Annotated in this window: 10 protein-coding genes; 3 read left to right on the top strand and 7 right to left on the bottom strand. The window is 68.7% G+C overall.

What is annotated here, in order from left to right; all coding sequences use genetic code 11:
- Nucleotides 1-26 precede the first annotated feature (26 nt).
- The 4 genes from PQI07_RS17855 to PQI07_RS17840 form a co-directional block, all read right to left on the bottom strand.
- The gene (locus tag PQI07_RS17855; RefSeq protein WP_274927745.1) at nt 27-914 is read right to left on the bottom strand and encodes a carbohydrate ABC transporter permease; all 888 of its coding nucleotides are present in this window, start codon (nt 912-914) and stop codon (nt 27-29) included.
- A 47-nt stretch (nt 915-961) separates the two neighbouring features.
- The gene (locus tag PQI07_RS17850) at nt 962-1,918 is read right to left on the bottom strand and encodes a carbohydrate ABC transporter permease (protein ID WP_043353236.1); all 957 of its coding nucleotides are present in this window, start codon (nt 1,916-1,918) and stop codon (nt 962-964) included.
- Between the two features lie 23 nt (nt 1,919-1,941).
- The gene (locus tag PQI07_RS17845; protein ID WP_274927101.1) at nt 1,942-3,249 is read right to left on the bottom strand and encodes an ABC transporter substrate-binding protein; all 1,308 of its coding nucleotides are present in this window, start codon (nt 3,247-3,249) and stop codon (nt 1,942-1,944) included.
- A 71-nt stretch (nt 3,250-3,320) separates the two neighbouring features.
- Nucleotides 3,321-4,382, bottom strand: coding sequence for an ABC transporter ATP-binding protein (locus PQI07_RS17840; RefSeq protein WP_274927100.1), 1,062 nt, complete (start codon nt 4,380-4,382; stop codon nt 3,321-3,323).
- 300 nt (nt 4,383-4,682) lie between these two features.
- Between PQI07_RS17840 and PQI07_RS17835 the strand changes: the two genes are divergently transcribed.
- From PQI07_RS17835 to PQI07_RS17825, 3 genes are read left to right on the top strand one after another with little or no spacing between them, the layout of a single operon-like run.
- Complete coding sequence (locus PQI07_RS17835) at nt 4,683-5,876, top strand: fumarylacetoacetate hydrolase family protein (RefSeq protein WP_274927099.1); 1,194 nt, start codon at nt 4,683-4,685, stop codon at nt 5,874-5,876.
- Between the two features lie 60 nt (nt 5,877-5,936).
- On the top strand, nt 5,937-7,304 hold the full coding sequence (locus PQI07_RS17830) for an FAD-binding oxidoreductase (RefSeq protein ID WP_274927098.1): 1,368 nt from the start codon (nt 5,937-5,939) through the stop codon (nt 7,302-7,304).
- 10 nt (nt 7,305-7,314) lie between these two features.
- Nucleotides 7,315-7,596 carry a DUF167 family protein gene (locus PQI07_RS17825; protein ID WP_043380025.1) on the top strand — a complete coding sequence of 94 codons (282 nt, stop codon included), beginning with the start codon at nt 7,315-7,317 and terminating at the stop codon, nt 7,594-7,596.
- 183 nt (nt 7,597-7,779) lie between these two features.
- Here PQI07_RS17825 and kce read toward each other — a convergent pair whose 3' ends face one another.
- Genes kce through PQI07_RS17810 form a run of 3 tightly spaced genes read right to left on the bottom strand, consistent with a single transcriptional unit; the run spans nt 7,780 to nt 12,190 of the window.
- Nucleotides 7,780-8,709 carry a 3,5-dioxohexanoate:acetyl-CoA acetone transferase gene (gene kce / locus PQI07_RS17820; protein WP_043380028.1) on the bottom strand — a complete coding sequence of 310 codons (930 nt, stop codon included), beginning with the start codon at nt 8,707-8,709 and terminating at the stop codon, nt 7,780-7,782.
- A 2-nt stretch (nt 8,710-8,711) separates the two neighbouring features.
- Complete coding sequence (locus PQI07_RS17815) at nt 8,712-9,635, bottom strand: 3-hydroxyacyl-CoA dehydrogenase (RefSeq protein WP_274927744.1); 924 nt, start codon at nt 9,633-9,635, stop codon at nt 8,712-8,714.
- A complete protein-coding gene (locus tag PQI07_RS17810) occupies nt 9,632-12,190 on the bottom strand; it encodes a branched-chain amino acid ABC transporter ATP-binding protein/permease (RefSeq protein ID WP_274927097.1) in 2,559 nt (852 codons plus the stop codon). The genes PQI07_RS17815 and PQI07_RS17810 overlap by 4 nt, the downstream gene beginning before the upstream one ends.
- Nucleotides 12,191-12,197: the final 7 nt, after the last annotated feature.

The following is a 12,197-nucleotide window of genomic DNA, read 5'->3' as shown; positions in this document are numbered from 1 at the left end:
TGATGGAGGCGTCGAGCCGGCCTCCGTCACTCCTTCACGGCGCCTGTGAGCGCCGACACGTAGTACTCGACGAAGAATGAGTAGAGGATCACCAGCGGCAGCGAGCCGAGCAGCGCGCCGGCCATCAGCGAGCCCCACTTGTAGACGTCGCCGTCCACGAATTCGCTCACGACGGCGATGGGCACCGTCTTGTTCTGTGTCGAGGACAGGAAGGTCAGCGCGTAGATGAACTCGTTCCAGCACAGCGTCAGAGAGAAGATCCCGGCCGAGATCAGCCCCGGGAAGGCCAGCGGCAGGATGATCTTGGTGAGGATCTGCCACCGGCTGGCGCCGTCCATCAGCGCGCATTCCTCCAGCTCGTACGGGATGGTCTTGAAGTAGCCCATCAGGAGCCACGTCGAGAACGGGATCAGGATCGTCGGGTAGGCGAGGATTAGGGCGATCGGCGAGTCGAACAGGCCGTAGGCCTGCACGATCGTGGCCAGCGGGATGAACAGGATCGAGGGCGGCACGAGGTAGGCGAGGAAGATCGCCGCGCCGACCCAGCCCGCGCCCCGGTAGCGCACGCGGACGCAGGCATAGGCGGCGAGCACGCTGGCGAACAACGACAGCACGGTCGCCGCCACCGACACGTACATCGTGTTCCAGAGCCAACGCGGATACTGCGTCTCGAACAGCAGCTTGTGGATGTGCTTGAACGTCGGATCCACGACCCAGAACGGGTTGAACCGCTCCATGTCGATCAGCTGCTCGTCCGGTTTGATGGCCGTCAGCGCCATCCAGTAGAACGGGAACAGCAGCACGGCGAGGATGACGAGGAGCGGCAGGTAGGTGGTCACGAGCCGCCGGGGCAGGCGCTCGAGATAGGCCATCCCCTCCGAATTGTCGGTGAGCCCGGTCGGCCGCGCCTCCATCACGGGGGCGAGATGCGGGTCGACGTGGGCGGGCGGTGCGGGCGCGCTCATCGGTCGGACTCCCCGGCCTGCCAAGCCCGGCGCTGCAGGCCGAACCACGAGATTCCGATGGCCGCGAGCAGGAACGGCACCATGGCGGTGGCGATGGCGGCGCCCTCCCCCAGGGTCCCCGAGAGGATGCCCCGCTGGTACGAGAGCGTCGCCATCAGGTGCGTGGCGTTGACCGGTCCGCCGCGGGTCATGGCCCAGATCAGCTGGAAATCGGTGAAGGTGAACAGCACCGAGAAGGTCATCACCACGGCGATGATCGGTGTCAGCAGCGGAAGCGTGATCCGCGAGAAGATCTGCCAGTTCGAGGCGCCGTCGAGGGTCGCGGCCTCGTAGAGGGACGGCGAGACCGTCTGCAGGCCGGCGAGCAGCGTGATGGCGATGAACGGCACGCCCCGCCAGATATTGGCGAAGATCACGCAGGCTCGCGCCATCGCCGGATCACCGAGGAAGTCGATGTTGCCGTCGATGACGCCGAGATGGCGCAACGACCAGGAAATGATCGAGAACTGACTGTCGAAGATCCACCAGAACGCGATGGCCGAGAGCACGGTGGGGACCACGAACGGGATCAGCACGATCGAGCGGATGATCGCCTTGAACGGCATGTTCTTGTTGAGCAGCAGGGCGAGATAGAGCCCGATGCCGAACTTCACCACCGAGGCCACCGCCGTATAGAGGCAGGTGTTGAACACCGAGAGCCAGAAGACGTCGTCGTCCCAGAGCCACGCGTAGTTCTCCAGGCCGATGAACACGCCTTCGCGGCCGATCCGCGCGTTGGTGAAGGACAGCCAGATGCCCTTCAGCAGCGGATAGGCCAGGAACAGGCCGAGGATCAGCGCCGTCGGCAGCATGAACCAGAAGCCCGCCCAGCCGCGGCTCGCGCGCAGGCGCTGCCAGCCCGAGCGGATCGGGACAGCGACTGGCGCCGGCTCTGTCAGTGCGGAATGCGCCATGGTCTCGCCTCCGGCAGCCGCGCTCAGGTGTTCCGGAAGATGCGGGTCGCTGCGCGTTCAGCGTTCTTGATCGCGCCCTTCACGTCCTCACGGCCGGTGCAGTGGCTCGCGAACATGTCGACAATCACGAAGTCGGCGAGCACCGCGGCGATGCGCTCGCTGACCGGTGCGAGGCCGCCGGCCGCGAGGGAGCGCCGGCCGGCCTCGGCGAAGACCGCGTTCTTCGGGTCGCTCGTCCAGATCGGGTTCTTGGGGTAGTTCGACAGCGGCTCGCACAGGTAGCCCTGCGCCGCTTCGAGCCAAGGATTATAGTTCGCTGCCTCCATCATGAAGCTGATGAAGGCCTTACAGGCGTTCGGCGCCTTCGAGTACTTGAAGGCCAGGATCGGGAAGGCGAGCTGGAACTCGGTGGGCTTGCCGGCGGGGCCGATCGGCCAGACGGCGTGGTCCATGTCCTCGGCGAGCTTCGGGTTGTCCTTCTTGGCCGCGGCGTAGATCGAGATGCCGTTGTTGGTGAGGTACAGGTCGCCGGCGAGGAACGCCTTGTTGTTCGACGAGTCGTTCCACGACACCGTGCCGGGCACGAAGGTCTCGTAGAGGGATTTGACGTATTCCAGCGCCTTGGCGGTCTCGGGCGAGTTGATCACGATCTTCTCGTTGGCGTCCACGAGGTTGGCGCCGTGGGACCAGAGGGCCCAATGGCACCACGTGTTGCCGTCGCCCGTGGCGTGACCCAGCGCGAAGCCCGCCGGCGTGTTGTTTTTCTTCAGGCCCCGACAGAGTTCGAGGAATCCGGCCGTGTCGGTGGGGAACTTGTCGAAACCGGCCTTATTCATCGCTGAGATGCGGTAGTTCGGATAGCCGCCGTTGAAGGCGACGGGGATCGCGATCCACTTGCCCTTGACCTTGCCGTAGGCCTCCGCCGACGGGAACCAGGGCCCGTATTTCTTGGCGAGCGCGTCCGCCACGTCCTCCAGCGGCAGGCACTTGTCGGGGAAGAGTGCCGGGAACGAGAACAGGCCCCAGACCATGTCGGGGCCCTGTCCGGTATTGGCGGCCACCGATGCCTTGGGCTGGATGTCGTCGAAGGATTCGTTGGTCACCGTGACCTTGACGCCCGTCGCCTTGGTGAAGGCGTCGACCATCTTCATGAACGCCTCGTCCTCGCTCGGAACGAAGCGCTTCCAGCGCAGGAGCGACAGGCTGGCGCCGGGCTCGGGCTTCCACTCGGTGCTCTGCGCCCAGGCCCGGGCGAAGCCGAGGAGGTCGCCGCCGGCGAGGCCGGTCGCGGCGGCACCGGCGAGGAGGGAACGGCGGTCGAGAACGGGCATCGGTTCTTCTCCCTCAGTGAATCTGCTTCAGGTGCGCGCCGCGCGCGCGCCCGCATCGGCCCCGATGCAGGTCAGTTCGGCAGGCGACGGCCGGTCTCGGCGTCGAAAAAATGCACGCGGTTCGGACGCAGGGAGACGGTCTCGCCCGGCCGCTCGCGCACGCGCTCGCGCAGCACGCAGGTGAGCTCCTGGCCGAGGGCCCGGACCGCCAGCATGGTCTCGGATCCGGTCGGCTCCACGACCACCACCTCGGCTGCGATCCCGTCGGATGCGAGGTCGAAATGCTCGGGCCGGACGCCCAGGATGAGGGGGCGCCCCTCGACGCCGGAGGGGGCGTCGGCGAGCGGGATCGTCAGGCCGGTCTCGGTGGTGAAGGTGAGACGTCCGTTCGCCCGGACCTTCCCGGGCACGAAATTCATGGCCGGCGAGCCGATGAAGCCCGCGACGAACAGGTTGTCGGGCCGGTCGTAGAGTTCGAGGGGCGGCCCGATCTGCTCCACGACCCCGTCGTGCATCACCACGATCCGGTCGGCCATGGTCATCGCCTCGATCTGGTCGTGGGTGACGTAGATGGTCGTCGTCTTCAGGCGCTGGTGCAGCTCCTTGATCTCGGTGCGCATCGCCACGCGCAGCTTGGCGTCGAGATTCGAGAGCGGCTCGTCGAACAGGAACACCTGCGGGTCGCGCACGATCGCCCGGCCCATGGCGACGCGCTGGCGCTGGCCGCCGGAGAGCTGGCGCGGGTAACGGTCGAGCAGGTGGGTGAGACCGAGGATCTGCGCCGCCTTGTTCACGCGCAGGTCGATCTCGGAGGCTGCGGCCTTCCGGATCCGCATCGAGAACGCCATGTTCTCGCGGACCGTGAGATGCGGGTAGGGTGCGTAATTCTGGAACACCATGGCGATGTCCCGCTCTTTTGGCGGAACATCATTCACGACGCGCTCGCCGATCCGGATTTCGCCGCCGGAGATATTTTCCAGCCCGGCGATCATCCGCAGAAGCGTCGATTTTCCGCACCCCGACGGACCGACCAGGATCACGAATTCCCCGTCCCGGATGTCCACGGACACGCCGTGCAGGACGTTCGTCGACCCGAAAGCCTTGCGAACCTCGCGGATTCCCACCGAGGCCATGCTTCCTCCCGATCAAGGCCGCTCTATCGGCGGCTCTAGGGCGGCAGTACAAAGGAGGGGCCGGGGGAAAGCAAGCGGGGACCTGGGTAAAGCTACAGATAATCTTCGTTCTGTCAGGCGGCGCGGTCTGTACCCGTGACGAGGGCGCCGCGGTGAAACCAACCGTCGCGTCTCGGCGCGCCGGGGATGGTATGGGACCGCGATCCGGCCTCGCTGCCGGCAGGCCGATCCGGAATCGTGGCACCGAACCCCCGTCGCAGCGGGCTGCCCGGTTCCCGGACATCCGAGAGAGGTGAGCGCATGTCGTCATCGGGTCTGACTGCACGGGAGATCCTCCCCGCCGACGGATGCCGTGGCGCGCTCGTGGGCCGGGTCTGGCGTCCCGATGCGGCCGGGCCGAGCGTCGTGGCGATCCGCGCCGATTCCGTGGGTGAGGCCCGCGTCGTCGACATCACCGCGGCCTTCCCGACGGTCAGCGACCTGTGCGAGGCGCGCGACCCGGGAACGGCCCTGCGCGGCGCGGTGGGCGAGGATCTCGGAGGCCTGGACGCCATCTTGGCGAACACGCCGCCGGACGACCGCGACCCTGCCCGGCCCTGGCTCCTCGCACCGGTGGATCTGCAGGCGCTCAAGGCGGCCGGCGTTACCTTCGCCACCTCCATGCTGGAGCGGGTCATCGAGGAGCGCGCCCGGGGCGATCTCGCCGCCGCTGCGGCGATCCGTGCCGAGGTCGAGCGCTTGGTCGGCCACGACCTGCGTCGGCTGAAGCCCGGATCGCCCGAGGCCACGGCGCTCAAGGCGGTGCTGGTCGCGCAAGGGGCCTGGAGCCAGTATCTCGAGGTCGGCATCGGCCCGGATGCCGAGATCTTCACCAAGGCGCAGCCGCTCTCGGCGGTGGGGTGCGGCGCGGATGCGGGCCTGCACCCGGATTCGCGCTGGAACAATCCCGAACCCGAAGTGGCCCTCGCCATCGCCTCCGACCAGCGAATCGTCGGCGCGACCCTCGCCAACGACGTGAATCTGCGCGACTTCGAAGGGCGATCGGCGCTGCTCCTCGGCAAAGCCAAGGACAACAACGCCTCCTGCGCCGTCGGCCCGTTCCTCCGCCTGTTCGACGACACGTTCGGTCTCGACGATGTCCGCCGGACCACGGTGACCCTCGAGGTCACCGGGACGGATGGCTTCCGGCTGGAGGGCGCCTCGCCGCTGGCCGAGATCAGCCGCGATCCGGAGGAACTCGCGGAGGCGCTCATGGGGCGCACGCACAATTACCCGGATGGGGCCCTGCTCCTCCTCGGCACGATGTTCGCGCCGATCCAGGACCGGCACGGGCCCGGCCTCGGCTTCACCCATGCCGAGGGCGACCGCGTCGTGGTGGCGAGCCCGGAGCTCGGCAGCCTCGTCAACCGCATGCGCCCCTGCGACGCCTGCGAGCCCTGGACGTTCGGCGCCCGCGCACTGATGCGAAACCTCGCGGCGCGGAAGATTCTATGAGAGAGCGTCGCGCGGAGTGCCGCCCGACGCGGCGACCAGACCAAGCCTGAGATGATGCCGATGACCGACGCCGCCTTCCTCGACCGCCTCGCCGCGATCGTCGGACCGTCCGGCCTCGTCACGGGCGCGGAGCTCCGCGGGCGCTCGGCCAACTGGACGCGCCCGGCCGAGCCTTGCGCCGCTCTGGCACTGGTTCGACCCCGCAGCACGCAGGAGACCAGCGCGGTCATGGCAGCGTGCCACGAATCCGGCGTCGCCGTGGTGCCCCGCGGCGGAGCCACCGGCCTCGTCGACGGGACGCTCTGCCAGCCTGACGAGATCACGCTGTCGACGGAGCGGATGACCGGCATCGAGCCGGTGGATCCGCTGGGCATGACGGTGGTGGTCGGTACCGGCGCCACCATCGAAAGTGTGCAGGAAGCGGCCTCGGCGGCCGGGCTGTTCTTTCCCCTGGACCTCGGCGCCCGCGGCTCGGCGACCATCGGCGGCGCGATCTCGACCAATGCCGGGGGCTTGCGCGTCCTGCGCTACGGCATGATGCGGGAGATGGTGCTCGGCCTGGAGGCCGTGCTCGCCGACGGCACGGTGGTGTCGTCCATGCGCCCCCTCATCAAGAACAACACCGGGCTCGACCTGAAGCAGCTGTTCCTCGGCACCGAAGGCACGCTGGGCATCGTCACGCGGGCCGTCCTGCGCCTGCGCCCCGAGCCGGCCGGCTACGCGACGGCACTCATCGCCTGCCCGGGGGTGGATGACGGCGCGCGGGTGCTGCGGGCAGCCCAAAGCGCCTTTCAGGGACGCGTGTCCTCCTTCGAGGGGCTGTGGCCGGATTTCTACCGCCTGATGACGGCACCCGGACGGGCGACCCCGCCCCTCGGCCATGACTATCCGTTCTACGCGATCATCGAGATCGAGTGCGTCGCCGAGGAATCGGACCGTTTTCTGAGCCTCCTCGAAGGGCTGATGGGCGAAGGCACGATCCTCGACGCCGCCGTCGCCGCCTCGGAGGAGCAGCGCCGGGGCATGTGGCGCATCCGCGACCGCGTGGAGCATCTGAATGCCGACGGGATCGAACGCGCTTTCGACGTCAGCGTGCCGCTGTCGCGGATGGATGGCTACGTCCGCGGAGCGCTCGACCGGCTCGCGGCAATCCCGGGCTGCCGGGCCGTCGTCTATGGGCATATCGGCGACAACAACCTGCACTGGAACACGACCCGCCTCGACGTCGCCGGCAACGCCGCCATCGACGCGGCGATCTACGAGCCCCTCGCGGAGCTGAACGGCTCCGTCTCGGCAGAGCACGGGATCGGGCTGGAGAAGCGGAGCAAGCTGAAACTGTCGCGCTCGCCTGAGGAGATCGCCGTGATGCGGATGGTCAAGCGGGCGCTCGATCCGGACGGGCGGCTGAATCCGGGCAAGATCTTCTGAGAGATCGCCCGTGGTGACCCGGCTGGCTGTCCGCCTTACGCCGCGTGGCGGCCGCGACGTGGCGGAGGGCTGGGCACGGGACGAGAAGGGCCAGCCCTACCTGAAGGCGCGCGTCGCGGCGCCACCGGTGGAGGGTGCCGCCAACGAGGCCCTCGTGGCGATGATCGCCAAGGCGCTCAAGGTCGGACGCCGCTCGGTCCGCATCGTCGCCGGCGATCAGAGCCGGTTGAAGATCCTGGAGATCGACGGCGTCATCGAGGCGGATCTCGAACGGGTGTTCGGTCAGCCTTGAGAGGCTGCCGACCCGGCTTTTGCGCGGAGCGGGAACATCCAGCCGGGCACGCTCGCCGATGGCTCGCTCCGCTGAGCGGCTTTGCCCTGGTCGCCAGGAGGGCCCGGGATCGCGAAACCCCGCGGCGGGGGACAGTGCGCTTCGCCAATCGCGACGCACTGTCCCGATTCGCAGGACGCGCTGTCAGAACGCGACCTTGTCGCCGCCCTTCAGCGCCAGCATCTCGCGCGCCTCATCGGGCGACGCGACGGCGAGGCCGAGCCCCTCGATGATCGACCGGACGCGGCGCACCTGCGCGGCGTTGGTCTCGGCGAGCTTGCCGGGCCCGTCCCACAGGCTGTCCTCAAGGCCGACGCGGACGTTGCCGCCCATCGCGGCCGCCATGGCGGCGATGTTCATCTGGTTGCGGCCCGCCCCGAGCACCGACCAGCGGTACTGATCGCCAAACAGCCGATCGGCGGTGCGCTTCATGTGCATCACGTCGTCGGGATGCGCGCCGATCCCGCCCTGCAGTCCGAACACCGTCTGGATGAACAGCGGCGCTTGCACGAGGCCGCGGTCGAAAAAGTATTTCAGATTGTAGAGATGCGCGGTGTCGTAGCACTCGAACTCGAATTTCGTCCCGTTCGGACCGCAGGTCGTCAGGATGTGCTCGATCTGGCCGAAGGTGTTGCGGAAGATGATGTCCTTGTTGCCGAGATAGTCCCGCTCCCACTGATGCTTCAGGTCCTTGAAGCGGTCGAGCATCCCGAACAGGCCGAAATTCATCGAGCCGAGGTTCAGGGAGGCGACCTCCGGCTGAAAGGTCGCGGCCGGGCGCACCCGCTCCTCGATCGACATGGTCGGCGCGCCGCCGGTGGTGATGTTCACCACGCAGTTCGAGCGCTGCTTGATCACCGGCAGGAACTTGGCGAAGGCCTCGGGTGTCTGGTCGGGCTGGCCGTTCACCGGATTGCGGGCATGCAGATGCACGATGGCGGCGCCGGCCTCGGCGGCGCCGATGGCGGCGTCGGCGATCTCCTCGGGCGTCACGGGCAGGTGCGGCGACATGCTGGGCGTGTGGATCGCGCCCGTCACCGCGCAGGTGATGATGACTTTCCGCTGTGAGGCCATGCTCAGTCCTTCTGTGAAGCCTTGTGGGCCCGGAGCGCCGCCAGCCGCGTGTCGCGGCGGTCCATGCGTGCGGGTAGATCGTCCGGCGGCTGCCACTTGGCCAGGATCGCCTCGGTGGCCGGCGCCTCGTAGACCGAAGGCGGCGCCGGATCGGCGGCCAGGCTTTTGTAGAAGCCGGTATAGCGGGCGCAGTAATCGGCGATGCCGCCCGGCGCGTTCAGCTCGATCGTCTCGAACGGTCCCATGAAGCTCCAGCGCAGGCCGAGCCCGTCCGCGACGGTCTTGTCGAGATCCTGCGGGGTGACATAGCCCTCCGAGGCGAGACGGAACGCCTCCGCCAGCAGGGCGCCCTGAAGCCGGTTGAGGATGAAGCCCTCGATCTCCTTCAGCACCGTGATGGGGACCTGTCCGATGGCCTCGTACACCGCTCGCGCTCGTGCCAGAGTCGCCGGATCGGTCCAGGGCGCGCCGGAAATCTCCACGAGCGGGATCAGGTGCGGCGGATTCACCGGATGGCCGATGAGGCAGCGCGCCCGACCCGGCAGATCCTCGGTGAACAGCGAGCAGCGGATGGCCGATGAGGACGACGCGATCACCGCGTCCCGCGGCGCGTGGGCATCGAGCTCGGCAAAGAGGGTCCGCTTGACGTCGAGCCGCTCGGGCCCGTTCTCCTGGACGAAGTCCACACCGTCGAGGGCGGCGGCGAGACTCCCCGCGCTCCGGATGCGCCCGGCAGCTCCCTCTGGATCGGTACAGAGCCCGTTGGCCGCCAGGGTGCGGAGTCCTTCGGCGCAGAGCGGGAGCGCGGCCTCGCCGACCCCTTCGGCGGAATCGAACAGCCGCACGTCCCAGCCGGCACGGGCGAAGATCATCGCCCAGGCCCGGCCGATCAGGCCGGCGCCGACAATTGCGACGCTTTCGGTCATAGCCACAGCACCTTCCGTCTCAGCTCCTGATTTTCGCGCAAGAGGCGCGACTCGCCCGCCCACTGCACGCTGCCCCGCTCCAGCGCTACGGTCCGGTCGGACAGGGCCAGCGCCAGATCGAGGTGATGGTCCACCAGGATGATCGCGATCTCGCGGCGCAGCCGGTCGAAGGCCTCGAACAGCTCCTCGGTCACGGCCGGCGACAGGCCTTCGAACGGCTCGTCGAGAAGCAGGAGCCGCGTATCGCCCGACAGCGCGCGCGCCACCGCCACCATCTGCTGCTCGCCGCCCGACAGGCGGGCGGCATCGACGGTCCAGCGCTCCTTGAGCCGCGGGAAGAACTCCAGAACCTTCTCCTCGTCCCAATGGATGCCGGCACCGGTGAGCCGCCGCAGACGACCGAGGCCCAGATTCTCGGCGACGCTCATCCCGGCGAACAGCGCCCGCCCCTGCGGCACGTAGCCGATGCCGAGCCGGGCGATCTTGTCGGGCGAGAGGCCCGCGATGTCCCGGTTGGCGAGCACGATCCGGCCGGCGGCCGGTGATGCTGTGCCGATCAACGTCTTGAGCAGGGTCGACTTGCCGGCGCCGTTGCGGCCGAGGAGCGCCACCACCTCACCCCGGTTCACCGTGAGGGTGACCCCGTTGAGGATGTGCGACTTGCCATAGAAGGTATCGACGCCCTCCATGGCGAGCAGCGTCTCGGCCTCGGCGGCGCTGGCGCGCGGCTTCGCGGCGATCGCCGCCGTGCCCGATCCGAGGTAAACCGCCTGGACCCGGGCATCGTCCCGGGCATCCGCGACGGAGCCGTCGACCAGCACGGCGCCGTCGGCCATCACGGTGACGCGGTCGGCCAGACGGAACACGCGGTCGATGTCGTGCTCCACGAGCAGGACCGGGATGTCGGCCGAGAGCGCCTTGATCAGCTCGCCGACGCGCTCGCGCTCGGCGGCGGCCAAGCCGGCGAGCGGCTCGTCGAGAAGCAGCACGCGGGGTTGCGTGGCCAGCGCCAGCCCCATGTCGAGGAGCCGCTGGCCGCCGTAGGACAGGCTGCCGGCCTCGGCCCGCTCGATCCCGGCGAGGCCCGTCCAGCGCAGCAGCTCGGCGGTGTCGTCGGCGATCGCGCGGATCGAAAGGGCATCCCGCCAGGGGCTGAAATGCGCCGCGTGGCGCGCCTGCACCGCCAAGCGGACGTTCTCCTCCACCGAGAGGCCCGGGAACAGGTTGGTGATCTGGAACGAGCGCCCGAGTCCGGCCCGGGTGATCGCGTGCGGTTCCAGGCCGGCGATCTCTTGACCGTCGAGGCGGATGCTGCCGCCGCTCGGCCGGAACATGCCGGAGAGCAGATTGAAGGCCGTGGTCTTGCCGGCACCGTTGGGGCCGATCAGGGCGTGAAGCGTCTTGTCCGCCACCGCGAAGGAGACGCCCCGCACCGCGTTCACGGGGCCGAAGTTCTTCCTGATGGCATCGGCGACGAGAACCGGTCCCGTGCCGCGTCCCTCGGCGATGAAGCGCGCCGGGACGCGGCCCGAGGCGCCGGCGCGGCGGGCCGCCATGGCCGCACCTTCGGTCGGCACGCGCCGGAACGGCTTGAGCAGGCGCGCTGCGATGCCGACCAGCCCGTCCGGCGAGAACACGATGAAGGCGACGAACAGCAGCCCGAAATACAGCAGCCAGTCGGCGGTGTAGATCGACAGGAACTCGCGGAACAGGATGTAGAACAGCGCGCCGAGGGCCGGCCCGAGGAACGAGCGCATCCCGCCGATCACCACCATGGCGAGCAGTTCGCCCGAGAACGCGATGGAGATCGGGTCGGCCGAGGTGAAGCGATGACTGTAGGCCGAGAGCGCCCCGGCCAGCCCGGTGATCGTCGCCGAGATCACGAAGGCCGCGAGCTTGTAGCGGTTGGTGGCGTAGCCGAGGAAGCCGGCACGCTGCTCGTTCTCGCGGATCGCCACGAGTACCGTGCCCATCGGCGAGCGCCGGAACCGCCAGAGCGCGACCAGCACCGCGAAGGCGATACCCGACACCGCCGCGTAGTAGGCGCCGGGCTCCTGCAGCACCGCCCAGCGGTGCAGGTTGCCGATGCCGTTCTCGCCGCCGGTCAGGTCGGTCCAGCGGAACGCGATGGCGTAGAGCATCGCCGTGAAGGCGAGCGTCAGCAGCGAGAAGTAGACACCCCGCCGTCGCAAGATCAGGGCTCCGGCCGCCAGAGCCGCGACTCCGGTGATCGCCAGGGCGCCGAGGAGCGGCAGCGCCATGTCGCCGGGGACAAGCCGCGTCTGCAGGATCGCCACCGCGTAGGCGCCGATCCCGAACCAGGCCCCATGGCCGAAGGAGGTGAGCCCGGTCCAGCCGACCAGGATGTTCAGGCCGAGCACGGCCAGGGCGAAGATCACCACGTCGGTGGCGGTGATCAGCGTCAGGCCGATGGCGTCGAGGGCGAAGGGCAGGACGATGAGGGCGGCGAGCGCCGCCCAGAGCTGGCGGCTCTCGCGCAGGATCAGGCCGCGCTGCGGCAGGGCGAGCGGCAGCGGCTCGGCGGTTCCAGACATGGGACGC

Source organism: Methylobacterium sp. 092160098-2, from assembly GCF_028920805.1.
Taxonomy (GTDB): Bacteria; Pseudomonadota; Alphaproteobacteria; order Rhizobiales; family Beijerinckiaceae; genus Methylobacterium; species Methylobacterium fujisawaense.
The sequence above is the reverse complement of the archived record's forward strand: the minus strand, read 5'-3'. Positions and strand labels throughout refer to the sequence as shown.

Bases quoted from the DNA above. Each gene is read 5' to 3' on its own strand.
- PQI07_RS17850 (WP_043353236.1), bottom strand. From the start codon at position 1,918: ATGGCGCATTCCGCACTGACAGAGCCGGCGCCAGTCGCTGTCCCGATC.
- PQI07_RS17840 (WP_274927100.1), bottom strand. From the start codon at position 4,382: ATGGCCTCGGTGGGAATCCGCGAGGTTCGCAAGGCTTTCGGGTCGACG.
- PQI07_RS17835 (WP_274927099.1), top strand. From the start codon at position 4,683: ATGTCGTCATCGGGTCTGACTGCACGGGAGATCCTCCCCGCCGACGGA.
- PQI07_RS17815 (WP_274927744.1), bottom strand. From the start codon at position 9,635: ATGACCGAAAGCGTCGCAATTGTCGGCGCCGGCCTGATCGGCCGGGCC.
- PQI07_RS17810 (WP_274927097.1), bottom strand. From the start codon at position 12,190: ATGTCTGGAACCGCCGAGCCGCTGCCGCTCGCCCTGCCGCAGCGCGGC.
- kce (WP_043380028.1), bottom strand. From the start codon at position 8,709: ATGGCCTCACAGCGGAAAGTCATCATCACCTGCGCGGTGACGGGCGCG.
- PQI07_RS17830 (WP_274927098.1), top strand. From the start codon at position 5,937: ATGACCGACGCCGCCTTCCTCGACCGCCTCGCCGCGATCGTCGGACCG.
- PQI07_RS17845 (WP_274927101.1), bottom strand. From the start codon at position 3,249: ATGCCCGTTCTCGACCGCCGTTCCCTCCTCGCCGGTGCCGCCGCGACC.
- PQI07_RS17855 (WP_274927745.1), bottom strand. From the start codon at position 914: ATGGAGGCGCGGCCGACCGGGCTCACCGACAATTCGGAGGGGATGGCC.